Genomic DNA, 23,924 nt, shown 5'->3' with positions numbered 1-23,924 from the left:
GCGCTTGTAGCGCAGAATTAATTCCATAGTTGTTCTAATTATTTGAACGTTATCCGCAAATAGTTCAGCTTTTTCTTCGTATTCATCAGGCATATGATTTATCACATCAGGGCAACACAGCCCTCCCAAACAAAACAATGCAGGAATACGACCATGAAATTCATCAAAACTTTCGTTGCAGTTGCCGCACTGTCCGCACTCTCTTTCGGTTCTTTTGCCCAGAGCATCAGCGCCAGCGCATCGACACTCTCCGCCGCTGAAGCCAAAATCGCTGCGCAGGCGGAAAAAGCTAACGCGTCTTACAAAATCACCAGCGCACGTACTGACAACGGCGTGTATATGACTGCTGAACTGACGAAATAAGTTACCCAGCCGAAATAACAAACAGGATAAGGCGAGCCATGAACCCGTTGCAGAAACTTTTTAGCGCTTTGTTCCCGCAGGCCGCAAACAGCGACACCACGGAATTACCATCAACTTCAGGAGCCGTTATGTCAGATAATTTTCTTGCTTTAGCGAAACAGCGCAGAACCATTTATGCCCTTGGTAAAGATCTGCCGGTTGCAGAAGAGGTTGTTATCGAGACCATTAAAGAAGCCATTCGCCAGGCACCTTCTGCGTTTAACTCGCAGAGTTCCCGTGCGTTGATTCTGTTAGGTAAAGAGCATACGAAGTTCTGGGAGCTGACCCGCGAACAGTTGAGAAAAATTGTTCCGGAAGAGAGTTTCAAAGCGACATCCGACAAACTGGATGGTTTTGCCGCCGCTGCGGGTTCGGTGCTGTTCTTTGAAGATCAGGACGTGGTGAAAGGGTTGCAGGAGCAGTTCGCTGCTTACGCCGATAACTTCCCTGTCTGGTCAGAACACAGTACCGGTATTGCCCAGTACGCCGTCTGGCTGGCGCTGGCCGAAAAAGGGATTGGCGCGAACCTGCAACACTACAACCCGCTGGTTGATGCCGATGTACAGCGTAGCTGGAATATTCCGGCAAACTGGAAACTGCGCGGCCATATGAACTTCGGTTCCATCGTGGCTCCGGCGGGTGAAAAAGCCTTTATGGACGATGACAAACGTTTTGTTGTTGCCCGCTAAGTATTCCTGAAACCACCCCGGTGAAGGTGAAATTCCCCGCTCGTTGGCGACAATGAGCGGGGATTTCTTTTTTGGCGGGTTTACTGCGTCTGGGCATCAAAAACCAGTGTTACCGCCCCCTTCCACGTTGAGCCTGGCGCTTTTACCATCGTTTCCACCGCAGGCCTGAGCACGCGAAAATCAACGTGCGAGCGCCGGTCGACAATAAACGAATCCGGAGCGTCAATTGCCAGTTTATTTACCGCGCTCGTCATACGCATGTTTTTTACGTCCACGCCGTTACTTTTGAAACCCGGCATCGTCATCATTACTTCTACCGGCACTATGTCACTGTTTTGAGTGTTCTTCAGGCCGCAGTTCTGATTGCCGCCATCGTGCTCGCACTGCATTGCGACGGTAAACTTCGTCGATGAAAAGAGCGAGAAAGGCACCTCTTTGCTTAATGAGTGTGGTATTTTTCCGCCGTTAATCCACTGCTTCCAGCCGCCCTCTGCGCCCAGAATGACATTTTCACTGCTGCCGCCTGTTGGGAATTTAAGATTAAACTCGTGCTTTACGGTGGCTTTTAACAGAATACGAATTTCATCATCCGATGTGCTTTGCGCATTGAAATCAAGATCGCCGTTTGCACCGACGTTATAGACCAGTTCACCTTCATAATTCCCACCATAGACCTCTAAGGGATTGGGTGTGATTAGGGTATAGCCCAGACTAAAATTAGTAATACGAACGTCGCCGTGAAATGACCCATTTTGCGCCTGAAGACTTCTGTAACAGGTGACTTTTCTTTCCGGAATTCCCCAACCAAACGAATAACTTGAGCCACTTGCCGTTCCGACACCAGTACGTCCAGAACAGCCACCGGATGGGTAGAGGCCGGTTGAGGTCATGACAAGATACAAACTACCGCTATTGGCATCGAGCCGGTTAAAAGTCATACCAAAAAAGGCGATACGGAACACAACGGTAATAGTATTTCCCGTAGCAGGATCGGTCAGGGTTAGCGTGCGCGGTGTGCCGTCAACGGTAATAGAGGTATGGTTTTTTTCGAGATCGGCCGAAGAAGTATCAAGGTATTTATTTGCTTCCAGCCCAGGAATGATAATGCTGAATTCATCACTGGCACAATACGCTGAATAAGAAACACAAAAACCGGAGACTGGCGTAGTATTAGTAAATTTATTTTTATGCGGCTGACTGATATTTGCAGCAAAATCCGTGGTGATATCGATCGCGGCGGCCTGCAACAGAAAAGAGAGCGGAAATAATAAGCACACTAAAGCCCATTGTAGAATTTTTATCTTCGCGCAGTTTCGCAGTTTCGCAGTTTCGCAGTTTCGCAGTTTCGCAGTTTCGCAGTTTCGCAGTTTCGCAGTTTCGCAGTTTCGCAGTTTCGCAGTTTCGCAGTTTCGCAGTTTCGCAGTTTCGCAGTCATTATACTGATATATTTTGTATGGTCAATTTTAATATAACCCCTGGAACACGATTCTTTATTATTAAGTAATCCATTCATGCATATCCCTTGTGTAATATTGATATTACGTCCTTATATTTCGGCGTGGCGAAATACCACGCCGGCTAAAAATAGATTACATGCTGACAGCTTGACTCGGGGAAATTTCACTGCGTTTGCGTATCAAATATCAGCGTTACCAAACCTTTCCAGGTTGAACCTGGCGATTTGACCATTGTTTCCACCCCAGGCCTGAGCACGCGAAAATCAATGTGCGAACTCCGGTCGGTAATAAAGCCCCCCGGCGGGTCAATGGCTTGTCCATTCGCCGCACTTGTCATCTGCAGATTATTGACACCTGTGCCATTGCTTTTAAATCCTGGCAGAGTCAACATCACTTCCAGAGGCACAACCTCATGGGTTTGCGTATTCTCTAACCCACAATTCTGATTGCCGCCATCGAATCCACACTGCATCTTCACGACAAATGGTGTGGATGAGGTCAGCAGAAAAGGAACGTCTTTTTGTAATGATTCCGGAATACGCCCTCCATTCCTCCACTGATTCCAGCCGTCCTGAGCATCAAGCCGTACATCAAGGTTATTTTTCCCGTCCGGAAAGAAAATATTAAAAGCGTGATTTACGATTGCGGTAATGTGGAGTCTAATCTCAGAATCTGAGGTTGACTGCGCATGAAATCCAATATCCTCTCCGCTATCTCCCAGCGAATAAACCACTTCTCCTTCGTAGGTTCCGCCGTAGAGATTTAAGGGATCTGGCGTCTGGAGAGAATATCCCAGACTGAAGTTATTTATATTCGCTGTGGCAACAAGCGGGATGCCTGCAGCATCTTGTTTTATCTTTCCATAACAATCCACTTTTTTAGCGGGTACGCCCCAACCCCATTTACTCGTAGTATTATATACACTTCCCATATTTCCAGCGGTACATCCCCCCAAAGGACGATTACTAAGACCATCTAAACCAATAATAGTGCCAGTTACTATGTTGGTTAAAGTATAATCCATAGCGATAAAGGTAATACGGAAACTAACAACTATTGTTCGCCCTGTATTTTTTTCGGTCAGCGTGATTGTTCTTTGGCTACCATCAACAGTTACAGAGGGCAACTCACTTATATAATCATGAGTCATTTCATCAATATATTTACTAGCGGACACACCAGGAATGGCAATACTAAATGTTCCATTTGTACAGACATTAAGAAATTCAGCACAAAACCCACTCACTGGTGTGGTATTGGTAAATTGATTATTTTGCGGCTTGCTGATGTCTGCCGAAAATTCTGCGGTGATATCCACCGTAGCGGCGTGAATTATGGATGTAAATAATAAACAGCAAAATGCAATCTGACTTTTCATCATTAATCGGGATGAAAAAATACCAATGCGTTCAAGCAGGCCATATTTTATATCAGTTTGAATGCGGATATCATTTTCATCCTGTGGATTAAGCTTATTCCTTTTCATGTTTTTATTTTTCCTGTTTTATCGCTGACGGCTGTTTCTGTCTTCGCGGCCTGCGTCAGACCATCGCATACCAGATTGCCGACAAACCACACATCGTCCTGCGTGCGATGCGGCGTATTCGGATCGAGCTTAATTTCGCAGGTCGCGCCGGAACGCTGCTCAACATTGAGCACCGGAATGCTTTTTTGCATTTCGAGGGTGAATAACCCGTCGGACTCGCTCATCGTTCTGCTGGCATGGTTCACCACACTGGCACCACCAAGCGCCTCGCCTTTGCTGTTGACGAGGCGGCCCATGACCGTGACCGTTTTCATCACCCGAACGTTATAAGCATTCACGCCGCCGCGAATATGCTGGTAAGAGAGGTATTCCGGCTCAATCTTGAGCGCTGGCGCATCCGTACCGGCAAAATCGAGCTGAATGGTACCCGGCTTCCAGGCATCGACCGGGACAAAATTGCGCCCTGCTGACAGTGTTTTTTGCCCGCCGGGATAGAACGCCAGCAGTTTCGTGTTTTCCTCATCCGAATCCACATTGACGATCACCCCGCCGCCCTGGTTGTAAGAAGGCAGTTTAGAGATCGCCACCTCGCCCTTACCGAAAGCAATCAGGCTGCCGGTATTAATACCACCGGAAAGACGGCTATCCTGCGTGGAGCTTTGCGCCCAGAAACTGCCCTGCGCCAGCGCGGTATCAAACTGGTTGGAGGCGCTGACGCCTACGCCATGACGATCGCCCGTCAGCGTGGCCAGCGTCGAGCGAATCGGACTGTTTTCTCCCCACTGCTGATTGACCGACGCCGAGGTATAGAAATCGCGTTCTCCTTGCGTATCAGTACGGCTGCCGAGGCTGATGTTACCGCTGCGGCTCTCACTGCCCAGCGAGAAACTGGCGCTCAGGCTAACGCCCCGGTTACGCAGGCTACTGCCATCGCCATAGGGCCTGTCGAACCCGGCTAAGCGCCAGTTAACCGCCGTTTTGCCGATCATCGTGCGGGTGTTGAAGCCAATATCGATGCCAACGCCGCTATTGCGGCTGCTGTGGCTGAGACGCCCGGTGATGCTATTAATGCCACTAAAACGCCAGGTGCTTGAAAACGAAGTGGTGTTTTGTTGTGAAGGACGGCTGTCATATTGATACAGCTCGTCGTCCTGCCGATACCAACTACGGCTATGGCTCAACGCAACATTACCCTGCTTATGCGTCCAGATGGCCTGCGTGTCAAAGCCATATCCGGTCACGCTGCTGCGCCACACATTGCCATAAAGTTGCAGAGCATCGGCCAGCTGCCAGTCAATAGAGCCACCCGCCTGACGTTCATCGCCGGTTTTCTGTACCGCCATTCCCAGCGTCAGGCGCGGGTAAAGCAGGTAATTGAGGCTGGCGCCCGCCGCCGGATCACCATTTTGTGAATCCGGATCGCTATTCCATAAAGTTCGTTGCTGGCCGAAAAAGAGGTTGTAGCGCAGACGCTGGTCGGGGTTGCGCCATGAATAGGGTTTATTGATCGTTTCTGTCGTGCGGCTGGTTTCTCTACCGTCTTCCAGCACCCGAATGTCAACTTCATAGATGCCCATCGGTAATGAAGTGGTGTCCAGGACCTGCAAGCCTGGTACCACCGGCTGGGAGTTGATTAGAGAGCCGTTGCGATAAATTTCCGCCACGCCTTCCCGGTTTGCCGTGACATAGACCGGATAGAGCGAAGGCGTTCCGCCCTCTTTCATTCGGGTATCGCTACTACCGACCATCACCCCCGCAAGGGTACTGATTCCGCCGCCAGGCAGATAAGGCTGGCGCAAAAGCCCCTGACTGTCGGGCATAAACAGGCCCGCACGCAGAAAGTTTTGTTCATATTCACGCTGGGCATATAACGAGGTAATAGCGTGGCGCGACAGCATATCCTGCCCTTGCGCACGGCTTTGATCCTGCTGAAACTGGCTGCTCAGCGACCAGTTGCCTATTGCCGCATCCAGCCCGCCGTTCCAGCTCAGCGTTGACTGTTCTTCACTGCCGCTGGCATTGAACTGGTTATTCAAAATGATGCCGGAATCGCCGCCTTCTGGCAGGCTGTACCAGAGATCCTTGCTGGTCATTGCCGCCGGTGTCAGCAAGGCAAGGCTTGCATCGCTTAAACTATATTCCACTGCCATCAGCCCGTCCGGGCAGTCGCGGGTACACTCTCCCAGCGGAACCAGCGTTGAAAACGCTTGTAACCATCGCTGGCGATCTTCTTCTGTATATTCGCTGTCGCTGACATCAGTAAACTGAACAATGCGCGTCTGATTATCTTCCGTCAGCACTATCATCGCATCACCCAGTTTTTTACCATTTAGCGTTACTTTGGCAGACAACGGGGAATTGAAGAAATGCGCTTTGAAATCTTCCGGCATAAGTGCAGTCTGGCTCATTAAAGACTCTGTACGAGCGTTGGCTGCACCGCTCCCGACACAGAGCAACAGCGAACCCATAATAAGGCGAAAGTGAGTCATATTTTTTTCACAAATAAGAAGCAGCGATACAGCCGAATAAAGGAGGAGAGTCAGACTCTCCTCAATGCAATGACTTTGCGTCGATAGCGAAAGTTAAGGGGTTGTGCCGTCGGTATCGAAGATCATCGTGACGGCGCCAATATAATTACCACCGGCCGGACGTGCCGAAAGCGTGCCCTGCTGGCTCACTTCGACGGTTGCTGTTTTTTCGGTGGCCGCTTGAGTTGCATCGTAAAGCTCAACGGCAGTAGTAGAATCCGTCGTTAAGGTTTTACCGGCAATACGCACGTCCAGATTAATGGCATCTGTGCCATTAGCAGTAGTCAGCACCGGCTGGCTGCTCAAATACGCTTTAATATTGCCGGCGGTATTTTTCATTTGCAGTTGCTGAGTGAAAGGATTAAGCGTCTGGCCGCCTTCATTCCAGCTCATTTTCTGCGTTTGCGTATCCCAGCCATTTACCGGTGTGATATAGAAATCATTATCCGGAATAGTCGCCTCAACGTTAAAATCAATTGTCGGCGAAGCTGCGCTGGCACCAAATGTTGCCGCCAGCAGAGCTGCGAGTACTAATTTATTTGTCGATTTCATCTTTATCTCCATTAAATAATGTCATTAGCGACGTAGTTACGAGGAGCTCCCCGTTGAAAGATTTTTTTTATGACTTCCTTCAGTCAGACTGTAGAGCCAGACTTTATTTGCTTCAGCCGTCCGCTCAAGTTTGCTTCCCGGACGTAGCTGGACATTAACAGGTGAACCGCAGTTTTTTAGACTTCTGTCACAACTCTTAATACCGCTGATGACAATCGAGGCATTGCCATTATTAGAAACAGAAAGTTTGTTATTACTGCTCGCCACCAGAGTATTAAATTTTGTTGCTTCTGGCTGAACAGTAACGATCGTACCAAAGCCCGTTAAAACGGTAACACCGGCATTGATTTGGTCCTGATATGCCTGCATATCTTTATTATCGAGACCAAATCCTTCCGTTTGGCTTGGCACCACCGGAATATAACGTACCCGGTAATATCTTTCTTTATCGCGCGAACCGGTAAACACCAGCCGATTTGTTTGCATACCGTTGGCCGGAATAATTAAACGCGGTGGTGATGAAATGATACCTGTACCTTTCCCGCTGATTAGCGCATTTTCATCAAGAGGATGTTCAGTGGGTTTACCACTGTTTTCATCATAAATAATTTCGCTGACGCTGACCCGGACAAATGCTGTTGCATCGCCAGTATTGTATATCCGTTTTGCCAGCGTATTTTTCTGCGCAGAAATATATTCATTTAACGCACCAACATTAATAGCTGGCCCCGCCAGACTGGTATTCACTAGCCCAACGTAAAGCATGGCAAATAAAGCCACACTACCGCTCATGGAAGAAATTTGCATTGGTGTCATCCAGGAAATAATAAATTACACAAAACAGAGGGTGCTTATTACTTATTAAAGTTTAATTTACCGACATACGATAGTCACATAAAAAAGACTTAAAAAAACTTAATTAAGAGCTTAAGCATTTATTTTCAGAAAGATAAAAAACCATTAACGCAAATATTCTGCGAATGGAAAATAAGACTAAAACAAAATCAACCAACCCCTAATGCAAATAATCTTAAAACATTTTCAGCAGTGTCTACCAGGGATTAATTAAAATATGATAATTCTTAGCGCAATAGTTTTTTAAATATAATCACGAAGGCTCGATAATTTTCTACGTTATTAAAGAAAACTGTTACTTGAAAATTGCAGAAGAGGACCAGGATAATTCATATTTTTATTCTGTCGGTACGGTTGTGGATTAAGAGTGCGCTATTTCAACGAGCGTGATAGCCACAACTGATTACCGCGTAAAAGCGGATGCGTGTCGTTGCTGGCGCTATAAACGAAAAAACCCCGACGACTGGAGAGCAGCGTCGGGGTTCATTTCACGGCGGCTGGCATTAAGCCAGAACGGAATTACTGCTGGCTTTCGCGTTCAGCAATAAAGCCCAGCGCTTTGTTGATTCGCGCAATGCTGCGAGCCTGGCCAATCGCGTGAACGGTAACGTCCAGCGCCGGAGACTGACCCGCGCCGGTAACGGCAACGCGCAGCGGCATACCCACTTTGCCCATCCCGACTTCCAGCTCATCAGCCGTTGCCTGAATGGCGTGATGCACGTTTTCGGCGCTCCAGTCGGTAATCGCCGCGAGTTTATCGCGTACCACTTCCAGCGGCTGGCGAGCCACTGGACGCAGGTGTTTTTTCGCGGCATCGGCGTCGAATTCGTCAAACTCTTCATAGAAGTAGCGGCAGCTTGCAGCCATCTCTTTCAGCGTTTTGCAACGTTCGCCCAGCAGTTTCACTAGCTCGAACAACTGCGGGCCGGTACGTGTGTCGATTTTTTCCTGCTCGATATGCCATTGCAGGTGTGTCGCCACATACTGCGGATCCAGCGCATTAATGTAGTGGTGGTTCAGCCACAGCAGTTTATCGGTGTTGAAAGCACTTGCTGATTTGCTCACCGCGCCAAGCGAGAAAAGTTTGATCATCTCTTCGCGGGTGAAGATCTCCTGATCGCCACTCGACCAGCCCAGACGCACCAGATAGTTCAGCAGCGCTTCTGGCAGGTAGCCGTCATCACGGTATTGCATCACGCTGACCGCGCCGTGGCGTTTGGAGAGTTTTTTGCCGTCGTCGCCGTTGATCATGGAAACGTGCGCGTAGACCGGAACTGGTGCATTCAACGCTTTCAGGATGTTGATCTGGCGCGGCGTGTTGTTGATATGGTCTTCGCCACGAATGACATGCGTGATTTCCATATCCCAGTCATCAACCACAACGCAGAAGTTGTAGGTTGGAGAACCATCAGTACGGCGAATGATCAGATCGTCAAGTTCGAGGTTGCTGAACTCGATCGGGCCACGGATCTGATCGTCAAACACCACGGAGCCATCCTGCGGGTTGGCGAAGCGCACAACGCAAGGTTCGTCAGCGGCATGATGCGCATGATCGTGGCGGCAACGGCCGTCATAGCGCGGTTTTTCACCGTTCGCCATTTGCGTTTCGCGCAGTTGCTCCAGACGTTCTTTCGAGCAATAACATTTATATGCCGTGCCCGCTTCGAGCATTTCATCGATCACCGCGTTGTAGCGATCAAAACGTTTGGTCTGGAAATACGGGCCTTCATCCCATTCAAGGTTCAGCCAGTTCATGCCATCCATAATGGCTTCGATTGCTTCCGGCGTGGAGCGCTCAAGATCGGTGTCTTCAATACGCAGTACAAACTCACCGCCGTGGTTACGGGCAAACAGCCAGGAGTAGAGAGCAGTACGCGCGCCGCCAACGTGCAGATAGCCAGTGGGGCTTGGCGCGAAGCGAGTTTTGATTTTCATGAATTGGCCTTACGTTTATTAAAGATGCCGACCGTCGGCAATAGCTTAAAAAAGAGTGGGCGATATTCTATCACTGTGGGCTGATTCCTCAATGTTGTTGCCTCATTGAGCGGTGTATCGCGCTATTTTGTTTAGAAATCATGCTCTCGCGACGCATTACGCAGCGGTTTGTTTAATTTTACGACGAACGAACAATTTATTTAGAAAATGCGTTGACTCATTTTCAACTCTCCCTATAATGCGACTCCACACAGCGGGGGTGATTAGCTCAGCTGGGAGAGCACCTCCCTTACAAGGAGGGGGTCGGCGGTTCGATCCCGTCATCACCCACCACGATTTTTGTGGTTCCCGCAGTGTAGATAAGAATGAGAAGTGGGTGATTAGCTCAGCTGGGAGAGCACCTCCCTTACAAGGAGGGGGTCGGCGGTTCGATCCCGTCATCACCCACCACTTTCTCGCCAGCGAATTCTTATCAGTGAAGTACCGAAGTGGGTGATTAGCTCAGCTGGGAGAGCACCTCCCTTACAAGGAGGGGGTCGGCGGTTCGATCCCGTCATCACCCACCACTTCGGGTCGTTAGCTCAGTTGGTAGAGCAGTTGACTTTTAATCAATTGGTCGCAGGTTCGAATCCTGCACGACCCACCAATGTAAAAAAGCGCCCTAAAGGCGCTTTTTTGCTTTCTGCCGATCCTGAAGATTCGAACCTGCGGCAGGTTCGAGTCGAACGTAGTGAGACAACGGAGCCGCTTGCGGCGACGGCCTGAAGGGTGAGCGAAGCGAGTCATCCTGCACGACCCACCAATGTAAAAAAGCGCCCTAAAGGCGCTTTTTTGCTTTCTGCCGATCCTGAAGATTCGACAAAATTGTCGGGAACAATTTTGAACAACGCGCAGCGTTGGCCCGAAGGGCGAGTCTCAGGATGAGACGAGTATACCTGCGGCAGGTTCGAGTCGAACGTAGTGAGACAACGGAGCCGCTTGCGGCGACGGCCCGAAGGCCGAGCGAAGCGAGTCATCCTGCACGACCCACCAATGTAAAAATGGCGCTGGCGGCGCTTTTTTGCTTTCTGCAGTTCCCAAAGATTCACTCTTTTACCCAATGGCGGCGAATGCCTTTTCCAGCCTGCAAAACGGCAAACCCTAAAATTTCCTTTAAAGCAGCAGTAAAAACTCACCTGACAGCAATCAAAAAACATCAAAACTGTTTTCTTTTCAACAAGTAAACCTGATAACTTTTATTCATAATTTATCCTTAATGTCCGGATACGATGCTTACTTTGCGAACAAAAGTGAATGCAGTTCAAGTCGTCGCTGATTACGCCGATAACCCTATTTTAAGGCGAAAAGGAGAGCTCAATGTCCACCATTACAACATCAACTCCATCGATACAAAGTAGTAGTACGAGTAGTAGCAAGAGTAGTAGCGCGGGCAGTTCGTCGGCCAGTAATGATATATCTTCGCAAATCAGCCGTATTACTCAGCAGATTGCTAAGCTGACGGACGAATTGAAAAATATTTCCAGCGGTAGCGGCACGACAGAACAGAAAAAAAAGCAACAAGAGTTGATTCAGCAGCAAATCCAACAATTGCAGGCACAGCTGGCTCAGCTTCAGCGCAAACAAGCGCAGGAAGCTGAACAGAAGCAAGCTCAGCAGCAGAGCAAAGCAGAAGGCGTGAATCCGCCTTCTGACGAGCATTCGATTGATATTTACGTCTGAGTAAATAGCGGATCGTTCTCACGGACCCGGTTTAAACACCGGGCCTGTTCTTTTACCACTTCCCACAGCGCCTGCGCCGCGCCCGACAACGAACGGTTCTTCCGTCGCACCAGCATAATTTTTCGCTGCATCCCCGGTACCAGACGCTTCACCGCAAGCTGGCTTCCCTGCGGCAATGGCAATGCCAGCGCCGGTAAGATGCTGATACCAATTCCCGCTTCCACCATCGGAAACAGCGTCGCCGGATGTCCGATCTCCTGAACAATCGCGGTTTGCAGGGAAAAATGCTGTAACGCCGCATCAATTAACGGCCGGCTACCTGAAGCATAATCCTGTACCACCAGGCGTGCGCCATCAAGCGCGGACCAAGGAACAGCCGCAAGCTGCGCCCACGGATGATCGTTGCGGCAAAGCAGAAAAAAAGGCTCCTCCAGGATCTCTTCACTCTGCAAGTCGCTCACCAGACCGGGATCAATCACAATGCCAAAATCCACTTCCCCTTGACGAATGCTCTCCAGCACCCACTGTTGCGGCCTGTCATGCAGCACAAAATCGATCTCCGGATAGCGCTGATTACTGCTGGCGATGCATTGCGGGATCAGGTGCGCGGAAATGGTCTGGCTGGCGGCCACGCGTACGGTGCCGGTCAATTGCTGGCCGACACGCCCGGCTTCGCGCAGCGTGCTGCTAAGCTCATCTAATAAGCGTTCCAGCCGCAAAGCCAGTTGCTGGCCCGCTTCGGTCAGCACCACTTCACGGGTGGTGCGATCGAGAAGACGCACGCCGGTTTGCAACTCCAGCTCTTTCACACTGTGGCTGACGGCAGACTGGCTCAAGCCGATGATGTCCCCTGCCCGGCTAAAACTTCTGGCCTGCGCGACGGTGACAAAAACGCGTAGCTGACGTAACGAGTAATTCATCTGTTTAATTCATGAATGGATGCAATAAATCAATTTTATTTCTCAAAGCAGAAAAAGCACAATAGCGGCATCGACTTTCAGGAGTGCACATGAAACTTTTTCGAATCCTTGATCCTTTTACCCTCACGCTCGTCTGTACCGTTTTGCTGGCTTCTTTCTTCCCCGCGCGCGGCGGTTTTGTTCCTTTCTTTGAAGGGTTAACCACTGCCGCCATTGCGCTGCTGTTTTTTATGCATGGTGCGAAACTCTCTCGCGAAGCGATCATCGCGGGCGGCAGCCACTGGCGTTTGCATCTGTGGGTAATGTGCAGCACCTTTGTGCTTTTCCCGGCGCTTGGCGTGCTGTTTGTCTGGTGGTCGCCGGTGAATGTCAGCCAGGAGCTGTATACCGGCTTCCTCTATCTGTGTATTTTGCCTGCGACAGTACAGTCGGCGATTGCCTTTACCTCACTGGCGGGCGGTAATGTTGCTGCTGCCGTCTGTTCTGCATCGGCCTCCAGCCTGCTGGGGATCTTCCTCTCGCCGTTGCTGGTTGGCTTGTTGATGAATCTGCACGGTGCCGGGGGCAGCCTCGAACAAGTGGGCAAGATCATGCTGCAATTGCTGCTGCCGTTTGTGCTTGGTCACCTGTCGCGTCCGTGGACCGGCGCATTTGTGGCGAAACATAAAAAATGGATTTCAAAAACCGACCAGACTTCGATTCTGCTGGTGGTTTACTCGGCGTTCAGCGAAGCGGTGGTGAACGGTATCTGGCATAAGGTGGGCGTCGGTTCACTGCTGTTTATCGTGGTCGCAAGCCTCGTACTGCTGGCGATTGTCATCATGGTGAACATCCTGGTGGCGCGGAAATGCGGCTTTAACAAAGCGGATGAAATTACCATTGTGTTCTGCGGTTCGAAGAAGAGTCTCGCCAACGGTATCCCGATGGCGAACATTCTCTTCCCGACTTCAGTCATTGGCATGATGGTGCTGCCGCTGATGATCTTCCACCAGATCCAGCTAATGGTTTGCGCCGTGCTGGCCCGCCGCTACAAACGCCAGACGGAGCAGCAGGCGCAGGAAGCGGCAAAAGCCTAGCCGCGCTTCAGGGGCTGCACCAGATGGCTCAGCCCCTCGGTTTTGATAAGCAGGGTAATCTGCATCAATTCCCCCAGTCGCCCGGCAGGAAACTCATCTTTCCGGGCGAACCACAGCAAATACTCTTCCGGCAAATCAATCAGCCGTCGCCCCTGATATTTACCAAAAGGCATCACGGTGTTAGCGATGTCGACGAGCTGTTCTTTTTCCATTTATTCCCCCAGCAGCCGGATCATCTCCGCTTCATCAATCACAGCGATCCCCAGTTCCTGCGCTTTTGCCAGTTTTGAACCTGCCGCCTCACCGGCGATCACCAGATCGGTTTTTTTCGACACGCTACCGGCCACTTTGGCACCCAGCGCCGTCAGACGTGCTTTGGCTTCATCACGCGAGAGCTGGCTAAGGCTACCGGTCAGCACCACCGTTTTACCGGCAAACGGGCTGTCGATCTCTTCCGCATTGACCACTAATGGTGCAGGCCAGTGAATACCCACTTCGCCCACCAATTGCGCGATCACCTCGCGGTTACTCTCTTCATTGAAGAAGTTGCTCACGTGCTTCGCGACCACGACGCCGACATCGGGTACTTTTTGTAGCTCATCCACCGATGCCGCCATCAGCGCATCGAGCGTACCAAAATACGCCGCCAGCCCTGCTGCCGTGGCCTCGCCTACTTCGCGGATCCCCAGCGCATAAAGGAACCGGGCAAACGTCGTCTCTTTGGCGTTTTCCAGCGCAGTAATGATGTTTTGCGCCGATTTTGGCCCCATGCGATCCAGGCCGGTCAGCTTGCCCGCCGTCAGGCGGAACAGATCCGCAGGCGTCTGGACATACTCTTTCTCTACCAGTTGGTCGATGATTTTATCGCCCATGCCGTCCACATCCATCGCGCGGCGGGAGACAAAATGTTTAAGCGCTTCTTTGCGCTGTGCCCCGCAAATTAAGCCGCCAGTACAGCGGGCAACGGCTTCGCCTTCAACACGTTCCACATCGGAACCACATACCGGGCAATGTTGCGGGAAAATCACTTCGCGCGTCTGTTCCGGGCGCTCGGCGAGCACCACGTTGACCACCTGCGGGATCACATCACCGGCGCGGCGAATCACTACTTTATCGCCGATACGCAACCCCAACCGATCGATTTCATCAGCATTGTGTAGCGTGGCATTACTCACCAATACGCCTGCAACGTGTACCGGCTCCAGCCTTGCAACCGGCGTGATGGCTCCGGTACGGCCAACCTGAAATTCGACGTCGCGAACAAAAGTCATCTGCTCCTGTGCCGGAAATTTGAACGCTACCGCCCAGCGCGGCGCGCGCGCGACAAAGCCCAGTTGCTCCTGCAACTCCAGTGAATCAACTTTAATCACCACGCCGTCAATGTCGAAGCCCAACGTCGGACGATCGTTTTCCACCTGACGGTAGAACGCCAGCACCGCTTCCGGCGAATCACAAAGACGTATGCGCTCACTCACCGGCAAGCCCCAGGCTTTGAATTGCTGCAAGCGCCCCATATGGCTACGCGGCAGTTCGCCGCCTTCGAGGATGCCGACACCATAACAGAAGAAAGTGAGTGGGCGTTTCGCCGTAATACGCGGATCGAGCTGGCGTAACGACCCCGCCGCTGCGTTGCGCGGGTTGGCGAACACTTTCGCGCCGGTGCGACGCGCCTCTTCGTTGATCTTTTCAAAACCTGACTGCGGCAAAAAGACTTCGCCGCGCACTTCAAGGCGAGCGGGAATATTGTCGCCGTGCAGTTTCAGTGGAATCGCGCGGATAGTGCGCACGTTGCTGGTAATGTCTTCACCGGTTGTCCCGTCGCCGCGCGTTGCCGCGCGGATCAGTACGCCATTCTCATAGAGAATACTCACCGCCAGACCATCGAGTTTTAACTCGCAGCAGTAGGTCAGCGCATCGGTGCTTTTCAGCCGATCCTGTACGCGTTTGTTAAAGGCGAGGAAACTCTCTTCGTCGAAGACGTTATCCAGTGACAGCATTGGCACTTCGTGACGCACCTGGCGGAAGGCGGTCAGCGGCGCCGCGCCTACGCGCTGAGTGGGCGAATCGGGCGTAATCAGCTCCGGATGTTGCGCTTCAAGCTCGCGCAGTTCACGCATCAGGCGATCGTACTCGGCGTCCGGAACTTCCGGCGCGTCCATTACGTGGTACAGATATTCATGATGGCGAAGCGTCGTTCGCAGCTCTGTTAGTTGTTGTTCAATCGATTCCATGTCGCACCATCAATGATAAAAAACCCCCGACAGGCGGGGGTTCTGGAGTGTGATATTCGTGGTCAATCCATTACGCGTTGGCGTCTTTAACCTCGCGAATACGATCCTGGTATTCACGCAATTTCTGTGGCGTCATCATCCGGCGCTGATCGTCAAGCACCACACCGCCCACTTCGTCGGCAATATGTTGCGCGGATTGCAGCATCAGTTTGAAGTTTTGCAGTTCGTCACCGTAGGATGGCACCTGCATAAAGATCGTGACGCCAGGCGTGGTCAGCTCGCCCATCGTTTCAACATCAAACGTCCCCGGATTAACCATGTTGGCCAGGCTGAAGAGTGCCGGGCCGCTGCCGTCCGGGCTGAGATGACGATGGAAAATACTCATATCGCCAAATTTAAACCCGGCCTGCAAAATACTGTTCAGCAGCACTTCGCCGTTGAGCGTGCTGCCATGGTGTGCAGCGACGTTCATGATGATAACAGTTTCTTTGCGCTGCGGTTTTTCCTGCGGCGTTTCGATAACCGGTTCCGGCTCTGGTTGCGGCGCAGGTTCATGGGCCTGCGGCTGTGGCTGATGATGGGGTTGCTGCGGCGCTTGATACTGCGGTGCGTGCTGCTGCGGTGCTACTGGCTGCGCGGTTGGGCGAACAGGTTGTTGCTCAAACGCCGGTGCCTGCACTTGCGGACGCTCTGGCTGATGCTGCTGCGGCTGATTCCTGGATTGCGGCGCAGGGTGCGGTGGCTCTTCGGGTTGAACCGGTGCAGACGGACGTGGCTGCGCCGACGCGTAAGGCGGCTGATATTGATGTTGCGGAGACTGACGAGGCGCATCGTGATCGTTACCCGATCTCGGCGCGTGATTCACTTTGTGAACGCGAACTTCACCCACGCCTTCGTCGTCATCGATGTCCTCGTCATCCAACTCGTCGTCGTCACGTCGCGACTTCATGCGTTTTAATGGGCGATCGCGGAACATTGACGAACGTTCTTTACGGCTGGTCCAGAAACCGTGAACCAGTAAAGCGATTATGGCGATCGCGCCAACAATGATTAATATCAGACGCAAATCCTGCATCATTATATTCTCTGTTGTTCTAACACCTTGCCACCACGGCAAACATTTACTCACTAAGAGTATTTGTCGATTACGTCAAGTGCAAGTGTGCTCGTGGGTTTCACCGCATAAAGATGAACTAAATTGTGCTTTTTGCTGTTTTTTCGAACATTTCTGAACAGGTTTCGCCACCCGGATGAATATTATAAGCTGCCGTTCGCGGATCATTAGAAAAGGAGTATAGCCAGATTATGGTTTCATCGTCCCAGGGCACTGCACATAGTGGCCTCTTTTATTTTACCCAGGGCTGGAAACTGGTCACGCTGCCAGGCATTCGTCGCTTTGTCATTCTGCCATTGCTGGTCAATATCGTCTTGATGGGCGGCGCTTTCTGGTGGCTGTTTTCCCGTCTCGATGTCTGGATCCCTTCATTAATGAGCCATGTGCCCGACTGGCTACAGTGGTTGAGCTATCTGTTATGGCCGATCGTGGTGATCTCCATTTTGCTGGTGCTTGGTTACTTTTTCTCTACGCTGGCCAACTGGATTGCGGCGCCGTTTAATGGCCTGCTCGCTGAACAGCTGGAAGCGCGTTTAACGGGCGCGACGCCGCCGGATGTCGGCGTTTTTGGTGTGCTGAAAGATGTACCGCGGATTATGAAGCGCGAGTGGCAAAAGCTGGCCTGGTATTTACCGCGCGCGCTTCTTCTGCTTATCCTCTACTTTATCCCTGGCATTGGGCAAACCGTGGCACCGGTATTATGGTTCCTCTTCAGCGCATGGATGCTGGCGATTCAGTACTGCGATTACCCGTTCGATAACCATAAAGTCCCGTTCAAAGCGATGCGCATTGCTCTACGTGAACGCAAAATCATCAATATGCAATTTGGCGCGTTGACCAGCTTATTCACGATGATCCCTGTACTTAACCTGGTAGTCATGCCCGTAGCCGTGTGTGGCGCGACAGCAATGTGGGTCGATTGCTATCGTGAAAAACACGCCGCCTGGCGTTAAGGAATTATTCCGTTTCTTATTCCATACTGGTAACCATTATTTCACCTCAGCATATAGATATGCGATTTCTTTACTTCCCCATCACGGGTAAGTGCGTATGCTGAGGTGGTTCCCAAATTTCATACAGTTAAGGACAGGACAGGCTATGAGTAAGATTTTTGAAGACAACTCGTTGACGATTGGTCATACGCCGCTGGTTCGACTGAACCGCATCGGTAACGGACGTATCCTGGCTAAGGTCGAATCCCGCAACCCAAGCTTCAGTGTAAAATGCCGTATCGGTGCCAATATGATTTGGGATGCCGAAAAACGCGGTGTACTGAAGCCAGGCGTCGAGCTGGTTGAACCCACCAGCGGTAACACCGGTATCGCTCTGGCGTACGTTGCCGCCGCTCGCGGCTACAAACTGACGCTGACCATGCCGGAAACCATGAGTATTGAACGCCGTAAGCTGCTGAAAGCACTGGGCGCGAATCTGGTTCTGACCGAAGGCGCGAAAGGCATGAAAGGTGCCATTCAGAAAGCGGAAGAAATTGTCGCCAGCGATCCGGCGAAATATCTGCTGCTTCAGCAGTTCAGCAACCCGGCAAACCCGGAAATTCACGAAAAAACCACCGGCCCGGAAATCTGGGAAGACACCGATGGTCAGGTCGATGTTTTCGTCTCCGGCGTGGGTACCGGCGGTACGCTGACAGGCGTGACGCGCTTTATTAAAAACACCAAAGGGAAAAAAGATCTGATTTCTGTCGCGGTTGAACCGGCTGATTCACCTGTTATTTCTCAGGCGCTGGCTGGCGAGGAGCTGAAGCCTGGCCCGCATAAAATTCAGGGTATCGGTGCCGGTTTTATCCCTGCCAACCTGGATATGAAAGTGATCGATAAAGTGGTTAAGGTCACCAACGAAGAGGCGATCAGCACTGCGCGTCGTCTGATGGAAGAAGAAGGTATTCTGGCAGGTATCTCTTCCGGTGCAGCCGTTGCCGCAGCGCTGAAGCTGCAGGAAGATGAAGCCTTTACCAACAAGAACATTGTGGTTATCCTTCCGTCTTCAGGCGAGCGTTATTTGAGCACCGCTTTGTTTGCCGATCTTTTCACTGAAAAAGAATTGCAACAGTGATGCCAGATTGTAAATAAAGCGCAAAAAAGCACCCGTCGAGGTGCTTTTTTGTGGCGTATATCAAATTTTCAACCCTCCTGGCATTGCTTGAAAACTCCTGGTCTGGTATTTAACCATCACATTTATTTTGAAGCGCGAAATTAATCGAAGTAAGTTTTCAGACTGCTGAATCGATTTTATGATTTGGTTCAATTCTGGCTTTCGCGGCATAATGTTTAATGACGAGCGAAACGTCAACGGCCAGAAGCACCCACGCCGGACAGCACAGGTGAACTTCTGTACCTTTTCCCGTTGCGTCGGCGCTAACAATACAGGCTAAAGTCAAGCCTCCAGGCTAGACTTTAGTTCCACAACACTAAACCTATAAGTTGGGGAAATACAATGTTCCAGCAAGAAGTAACTATTACCGCTCCGAACGGTCTGCACACCCGCCCTGCTGCTCAGTTTGTTAAAGAAGCGAAAGGCTTCTCTTCTGAAATCACTGTGACTTCCAACGGTAAAAGCGCCAGCGCAAAAAGCCTGTTCAAACTGCAAACTCTGGGCCTGACTCAAGGTACTGTTGTGACGTTGACCGCTGAAGGCGAAGACGAGCAAAAAGCAGTAGAACATCTGGTTAAGCTGATGGCAGAGCTCGAGTAAGTTTTACTTACCAGTTCTTTTCAAGATCAGTCACAAGTAAAGGTAGGGTTATGATTTCAGGCATTTTAGCATCCCCGGGTATCGCTTTCGGCAAAGCACTGCTGCTGAAAGAAGACGAAATAGTCATCGACCGGAAGAAAGTTTCTGCCGACAAGGTTGACCAGGAAGTTGAGCGTTTTCTGAGCGGTCGTGCCAAGGCATCGGCACAGCTTGAAGCGATCAAAACGAAAGCGGGTGAAACTTTCGGTGAAGAAAAAGAAGCCATCTTCGAAGGGCACATCATGCTGCTGGAAGATGAGGAGCTGGAGCAGGAAATCATAGCCCTGATTAAAGATAAGAGCATGACTGCCGACGCTGCGGCGCATGAAGTTATCGAAGGTCAGGCTACCGCCCTGGAAGAGCTGGATGACGAATACCTGAAAGAGCGTGCGGCTGACGTGCGCGATATCGGTAAGCGTCTGCTGCGCAACATTCTGGGCATGCCGATCATTGACCTGAGCGCGATTCAGGAAGAAGTCATTCTGGTTGCAGCGGATCTGACCCCGTCAGAAACGGCCCAGTTGAACCTGAAAAAAGTGCTCGGTTTTATCACCGATATCGGTGGCCGCACTTCCCACACCTCCATCATGGCGCGCTCTCTTGAGCTGCCTGCAATTGTGGGCACCGGTAGCGTCACCACGCAGGTGAAAAACGGCGACTATCTGATCCTCGATGCGGTTAACAACAAAGTGTACGTTAACCCGAGCGACGATGAGATCGAAACCCTGCGTGCTGCGCAGGCTCAGGTTGCTGAAGAGAAAGCCGAGCTGGCCAAACTGAAAGACCTGCCGGCTATCACACTTGATGGTCATCAGGTTGAAGTCTGTGCCAACATCGGTACTGTTCGCGATGTCGCGGGCGCAGAGCGCAATGGCGCTGAAGGTGTTGGCCTGTACCGTACCGAATTCCTGTTCATGGACCGCGACGCACTGCCGACCGAAGAAGAGCAGTTCGAAGCCTACAAAGCGGTAGCTGAAGCCTGTGGCTCTCAGGCTGTAATTGTACGTACCATGGACATTGGCGGCGATAAAGAGCTGCCGTACATGAATTTCCCGAAAGAAGAGAACCCGTTCCTCGGCTGGCGTGCCGTGCGTATCGCAATGGATCGCAAAGAGATCCTGCGCGATCAGGTTCGCGCTATTCTGCGCGCTTCTGCTTTCGGCAAACTGCGCATTATGTTCCCGATGATTATCTCTGTTGAAGAAGTGCGTGCACTGAAAAAAGAGATCGAAATCTACAAACAGGAACTTCGTCAGGAAGGTAAAGCATTTGACGAAAGCATTGAGATTGGCGTGATGGTGGAAACCCCAGCCGCAGCGACTATTGCTCGTCATCTGGCCAAAGAAGTTGATTTCTTTAGTATCGGTACCAATGATTTAACGCAGTACACCCTGGCAGTTGACCGTGGTAATGATATGATCTCGCATCTTTACCAGCCGATGTCACCGTCAGTACTCACCCTGATCAAGCAAGTTATTGATGCTTCTCATGCAGAAGGCAAATGGACTGGCATGTGCGGTGAGCTTGCTGGCGATGAACGTGCTACACTTCTGTTGCTGGGGATGGGTCTGGATGAATTCAGTATGAGTGCCATTTCTATCCCGCGCATTAAGAAGATTATCCGTAACACGAACTTCGAAGATGCGAAGGTGTTAGCAGAGCAGGCTCTTGCTCAACCGACAACGGACGAGTTAATGATGCTGGTTAACAAGTTCATTGAAGAAAAAACAATCTGCTAATCCACGAGATGCGGCCCAAATTACTGCTTAGGAGAAGATCATGGGTTTGTTCGATAAACTGAAATCTCTGGTTTCTGATGATAAAAAAGACACAGGAACCATTGAGATTGTTGCCCCGCTTTCCGGTCAAATCGTCAATATTGAAGATGTGCCGGATGTGGTGTTCGCTGAAAAAATCGTTGGTGATGGCATCGCTATCAAACCGACCGGCAACAAAATGGTTGCTCCGGTTGATGGTACTATCGGCAAAATCTTTGAAACCAACCATGCCTTCTCTATCGAATCCGATAGCGGCATTGAACTGTTCGTTCACTTCGGTATCGACACCGTTGAACTGAAAGGCGAAGGCTTCAAACGCATCGCGGAAGAAGGCCAGCGCGTGAAAGTTGGCGACCCGGTAATCGAATTTGATCTGCCATTGCTGGAAGAGAAAGCCAAGTCAACCCTGACTCCGGTTGTTATCTCCAACATGGACGAAATCAAAGAGCTGATTAAACTTTCTGGTAGCGTCACCGTGGGTGAAACCCCGGTTATCCGCATCAAAAAATAAGCTCAATGCATAAAAAAATGGCGCCTGCGGGCGCCATTTTTATTGGTTAGCACGGCGGTAAAATGAGCTCGTCGTAACCTTTCTCCAGCGTATAACCCATTACCTGCACCACTCTGTTCCCTGCTGCGCGAACGGCTTCATCCAGCTTATTTCCCTGAATCACCTTGCTGACCAGCTCGGAGCAAAACAGATCGCCAGTGCCTTTCAAATCCGTTTCGACACGCGGATAACCACTAACGGTAACCTCTTCCGCCGTCACCAGCACGACATGTATCTGACCGTCATCTTCATCTACCGGCGCGCTGGTGATCGCCACCCAATGCAGAGTCGCAGAAAGCAGCCCTTTTGCCGCAGCAATAGCGCTTTGCAGATCCCGGCACGGTTTGCCGCTGAGAATTTCCAGCTCAAACACGTTCGGCGTGATCCCCTGCGCCAGCGGGAGTAAATGTTCGCGGTAGGCTTGAGGAATTTCCGCTTTTACATAGATGCCGCTGTCAGTATCACCAATAACCGGATCGACCAGAATCAGTAGCTGCGGATGTTTCTCCCGTAGCGCTTTAAGCCACGTTGCCAGCAGTGCAATCTGGCTGGCACTTCCCATGTAGCCCGTGGTTACCGCTTTCAGCGTACGCAAAACGTCGCGCTCTTCCAGCGCTTGCAGGTAACCGCTAAACCACTCATCCGGGATGACGCCGCCGTAGAAAGTATCGTAGTGTGGCGTATTGCTGAACAGCACGGTCGGCACAGCCAGCACATTAAGGTTGTGCTGGCGAATATTTGGCACCGCAATGCTATTACCGACGCTGCCGTACACAACCTGAGATTGCACCGCAACAATATCAGCCTGCTGCGCCCGGGTTTTATCCCGGAACAGGATCATCTCCATTCTCTCTTCCTTAACGGGTTAAATCCCCGCGCCCTGCGAATAACTTTCCTCACCAAACACGCCGGTGGAGAGGTAACGGTCGCCGCGATCGCAGATGATAGCGACGATCACTGCGCCTGGCGCACTTTTCGCCACGCGCAACGCGCCCGCAACCGCACCGCCAGAACTGACACCACAGAAGATCCCCTCCTGAACCGCCAGCGCGCGCATGGTATTTTCCGCCTCGCGTTGATGGATATCCAGAACCTCATCCACCAGTGCGGCGTTAAAAATGCCCGGCATATATTCGGCCGGCCAGCGGCGAATGCCAGGAATGCTGCTCCCCTCTTCCGGTTGCAGCCCGACAATAGTGACGGGTTTATCCTGTTCACGCAGAAAACGCGACACGCCGGTGATGGTACCGGTTGTCCCCATACTGGAGACAAAATGGGTGATCCGCCCGGCGGTCTGCTGCCAGATTTCCGGGCCGGTAGTGGTGTAGTGGGCGTAGGGGTTATCCGGGTTGTTGAATTGATCGAGCAGCTTGCCCTCGCCGCGAGCGGCCATGTCCAGCGCCAGATCGCGCGCGCCTTCCATCCCCTGCTCTTTGGTGACCAGAATCAGCTCTGCGCCATAGGCGCGCATCGCCGCACGACGCTCCTGGCTCATATTGTCCGGCATCAGCAATTTCATGCGATAGCCTTTCAGCGCCGCAATCATCGCCAGCGCGATCCCGGTATTGCCGCTGGTGGCTTCAATCAGCACATCACCGGGCTTAATCTCTCCACGCTTTTCCGCCTGCACAATCATCGACAGTGCGGCGCGATCTTTGACCGATCCTGCGGGATTATTACCTTCCAGTTTGACCCAGATTTCGCTGCCGTTATCCGGCGTCAGACGTTGCAATTTAACCAGCGGCGTATTGCCGATGGTATCTTCTAATGTATTCACGGTTCCTGCTCAATAAAAAAGCCGGGTAGCGCTACGCTTACCCGGCCTACAAAGCAGTGCTGATGCAGATATTGTAGGCCCGGTAAGCAACGCGCCACCGGGCGATA

Annotated in this window: 21 protein-coding genes, 4 tRNA genes and 2 other RNA genes; 15 read left to right on the top strand and 12 right to left on the bottom strand. The window is 51.4% G+C overall.

What is annotated here, in order from left to right:
* The first annotated feature begins 153 nt into the window (after positions 1 to 153).
* Both AWR26_RS07395 and AWR26_RS07390 read left to right on the top strand, forming a co-directional pair.
* Positions 154 to 363, top strand: coding sequence for a YdgH/BhsA/McbA-like domain containing protein (locus AWR26_RS07395; RefSeq protein ID WP_064564648.1), 210 nt, complete (start codon positions 154 to 156; stop codon positions 361 to 363).
* A 128-nt stretch (positions 364 to 491) separates the two neighbouring features.
* Complete coding sequence (locus AWR26_RS07390; RefSeq protein ID WP_043952764.1) at positions 492 to 1,091, top strand: nitroreductase family protein; 600 nt, start codon at positions 492 to 494, stop codon at positions 1,089 to 1,091.
* Positions 1,092 to 1,171: 80 nt separating this feature from the next.
* On the opposite strand, the gene AWR26_RS07385 is transcribed toward AWR26_RS07390, so the two are convergent.
* The 6 genes from AWR26_RS07385 to gltX all read right to left on the bottom strand — a co-directional run bounded on the left by AWR26_RS07385 (position 1,172) and on the right by gltX (position 9,904).
* Positions 1,172 to 2,368 (bottom strand): hypothetical protein, encoded by a 1,197-nt coding sequence (locus tag AWR26_RS07385; RefSeq protein ID WP_064564647.1) that lies wholly within the window; start codon positions 2,366 to 2,368, stop codon positions 1,172 to 1,174.
* 343 nt (positions 2,369 to 2,711) lie between these two features.
* A complete protein-coding gene (locus AWR26_RS07380) occupies positions 2,712 to 4,034 on the bottom strand; it encodes a hypothetical protein (RefSeq protein ID WP_064564643.1) in 1,323 nt (440 codons plus the stop codon).
* The gene (locus AWR26_RS07375) at positions 4,031 to 6,442 is read right to left on the bottom strand and encodes a TcfC E-set like domain-containing protein (RefSeq protein WP_244256233.1); all 2,412 of its coding nucleotides are present in this window, start codon (positions 6,440 to 6,442) and stop codon (positions 4,031 to 4,033) included. The genes AWR26_RS07380 and AWR26_RS07375 overlap by 4 nt, the downstream gene beginning before the upstream one ends.
* 174 nt (positions 6,443 to 6,616) lie before the next feature.
* On the bottom strand, positions 6,617 to 7,114 hold the full coding sequence (locus tag AWR26_RS07370) for a CS1 type fimbrial major subunit (RefSeq protein WP_064564641.1): 498 nt from the start codon (positions 7,112 to 7,114) through the stop codon (positions 6,617 to 6,619).
* A gap of 36 nt (positions 7,115 to 7,150) precedes the next feature.
* Complete coding sequence (locus AWR26_RS07365; protein ID WP_064564639.1) at positions 7,151 to 7,921, bottom strand: hypothetical protein; 771 nt, start codon at positions 7,919 to 7,921, stop codon at positions 7,151 to 7,153.
* Between the two features lie 567 nt (positions 7,922 to 8,488).
* Positions 8,489 to 9,904 (bottom strand): glutamate--tRNA ligase, encoded by a 1,416-nt coding sequence (gene gltX, locus AWR26_RS07360; RefSeq protein ID WP_064564637.1) that lies wholly within the window; start codon positions 9,902 to 9,904, stop codon positions 8,489 to 8,491.
* Positions 9,905 to 10,161: 257 nt separating this feature from the next.
* Here gltX and AWR26_RS07355 point away from each other — a divergent pair.
* The 7 genes from AWR26_RS07355 (at position 10,162) to AWR26_RS07325 (ending at position 11,623) form a co-directional block, all read left to right on the top strand.
* Positions 10,162 to 10,237: transfer RNA gene (locus AWR26_RS07355), tRNA-Val, on the top strand.
* Positions 10,238 to 10,278: 41 nt separating this feature from the next.
* Positions 10,279 to 10,354: transfer RNA gene (locus tag AWR26_RS07350), tRNA-Val, on the top strand.
* 40 nt (positions 10,355 to 10,394) lie between these two features.
* Positions 10,395 to 10,470 (top strand) — tRNA-Val (locus AWR26_RS07345).
* Between the two features lie 4 nt (positions 10,471 to 10,474).
* Positions 10,475 to 10,550 (top strand) — tRNA-Lys (locus AWR26_RS07340).
* 31 nt (positions 10,551 to 10,581) lie between these two features.
* Positions 10,582 to 10,706: non-coding RNA, RtT sRNA (locus tag AWR26_RS07335), on the top strand.
* A 94-nt stretch (positions 10,707 to 10,800) separates the two neighbouring features.
* Positions 10,801 to 10,936: non-coding RNA, RtT sRNA (locus AWR26_RS07330), on the top strand.
* 324 nt (positions 10,937 to 11,260) lie between these two features.
* A complete protein-coding gene (locus AWR26_RS07325; protein WP_064564635.1) occupies positions 11,261 to 11,623 on the top strand; it encodes a FlxA-like family protein in 363 nt (120 codons plus the stop codon).
* Here AWR26_RS07325 and AWR26_RS07320 read toward each other — a convergent pair.
* Positions 11,614 to 12,543, bottom strand: a complete 930-nt coding sequence (locus AWR26_RS07320; protein WP_064564633.1) for a LysR family transcriptional regulator — start codon at positions 12,541 to 12,543, stop codon at positions 11,614 to 11,616. The genes AWR26_RS07325 and AWR26_RS07320 overlap by 10 nt on opposite strands.
* Before the next feature lie 89 nt (positions 12,544 to 12,632).
* Here AWR26_RS07320 and AWR26_RS07315 point away from each other — a divergent pair, with 89 nt between their 5' ends.
* On the top strand, positions 12,633 to 13,619 hold the full coding sequence (locus tag AWR26_RS07315; RefSeq protein ID WP_064564631.1) for a bile acid:sodium symporter family protein: 987 nt from the start codon (positions 12,633 to 12,635) through the stop codon (positions 13,617 to 13,619).
* Here the strand turns inward: AWR26_RS07315 and AWR26_RS07310 are convergent.
* From AWR26_RS07310 to zipA, 3 genes are all read right to left on the bottom strand, one after another.
* Positions 13,616 to 13,831: a DUF3820 family protein gene (locus tag AWR26_RS07310; protein ID WP_007370913.1), complete on the bottom strand. Its 216-nt coding sequence runs from the start codon at positions 13,829 to 13,831 to the stop codon at positions 13,616 to 13,618. The genes AWR26_RS07315 and AWR26_RS07310 overlap by 4 nt on opposite strands.
* On the bottom strand, positions 13,832 to 15,850 hold the full coding sequence (gene ligA / locus AWR26_RS07305) for an NAD-dependent DNA ligase LigA (RefSeq protein WP_064564629.1): 2,019 nt from the start codon (positions 15,848 to 15,850) through the stop codon (positions 13,832 to 13,834).
* Between the two features lie 70 nt (positions 15,851 to 15,920).
* Complete coding sequence (gene zipA, locus AWR26_RS07300) at positions 15,921 to 16,928, bottom strand: cell division protein ZipA (RefSeq protein ID WP_064564627.1); 1,008 nt, start codon at positions 16,926 to 16,928, stop codon at positions 15,921 to 15,923.
* Positions 16,929 to 17,155: 227 nt separating this feature from the next.
* Here zipA and cysZ point away from each other — a divergent pair, with 227 nt between their 5' ends.
* The 5 genes from cysZ to crr all read left to right on the top strand — a co-directional run bounded on the left by cysZ (position 17,156) and on the right by crr (position 22,001).
* A complete protein-coding gene (gene cysZ / locus AWR26_RS07295; RefSeq protein WP_064564625.1) occupies positions 17,156 to 17,917 on the top strand; it encodes a sulfate transporter CysZ in 762 nt (253 codons plus the stop codon).
* 145 nt (positions 17,918 to 18,062) lie between these two features.
* Positions 18,063 to 19,034, top strand: a complete 972-nt coding sequence (gene cysK, locus AWR26_RS07290; protein ID WP_064564623.1) for a cysteine synthase A — start codon at positions 18,063 to 18,065, stop codon at positions 19,032 to 19,034.
* 381 nt (positions 19,035 to 19,415) lie between these two features.
* Complete coding sequence (gene ptsH, locus AWR26_RS07285; protein ID WP_007370907.1) at positions 19,416 to 19,673, top strand: phosphocarrier protein Hpr; 258 nt, start codon at positions 19,416 to 19,418, stop codon at positions 19,671 to 19,673.
* Positions 19,674 to 19,723: 50 nt separating this feature from the next.
* The gene (gene ptsI / locus AWR26_RS07280) at positions 19,724 to 21,451 is read left to right on the top strand and encodes a phosphoenolpyruvate-protein phosphotransferase PtsI (RefSeq protein WP_007370906.1); all 1,728 of its coding nucleotides are present in this window, start codon (positions 19,724 to 19,726) and stop codon (positions 21,449 to 21,451) included.
* A gap of 40 nt (positions 21,452 to 21,491) precedes the next feature.
* Positions 21,492 to 22,001, top strand: coding sequence for a PTS glucose transporter subunit IIA (gene crr / locus AWR26_RS07275; RefSeq protein ID WP_043952751.1), 510 nt, complete (start codon positions 21,492 to 21,494; stop codon positions 21,999 to 22,001).
* Between the two features lie 46 nt (positions 22,002 to 22,047).
* Here crr and pdxK read toward each other — a convergent pair whose 3' ends face one another.
* Both pdxK and cysM read right to left on the bottom strand, forming a co-directional pair.
* Positions 22,048 to 22,887: a pyridoxine/pyridoxal/pyridoxamine kinase gene (gene pdxK, locus AWR26_RS07270; protein WP_064564622.1), complete on the bottom strand. Its 840-nt coding sequence runs from the start codon at positions 22,885 to 22,887 to the stop codon at positions 22,048 to 22,050.
* A gap of 18 nt (positions 22,888 to 22,905) precedes the next feature.
* On the bottom strand, positions 22,906 to 23,817 hold the full coding sequence (cysM, locus tag AWR26_RS07265; protein ID WP_043952749.1) for a cysteine synthase CysM: 912 nt from the start codon (positions 23,815 to 23,817) through the stop codon (positions 22,906 to 22,908).
* Positions 23,818 to 23,924: the final 107 nt, after the last annotated feature.

It is taken from the genome of Kosakonia oryzae (genome assembly GCF_001658025.2).
GTDB lineage: Bacteria > Pseudomonadota > Gammaproteobacteria > Enterobacterales > Enterobacteriaceae > Kosakonia > Kosakonia oryzae.
Note: the sequence above shows the minus strand (reverse complement) of the source record. Positions and strands in the feature narration are given on the sequence as shown.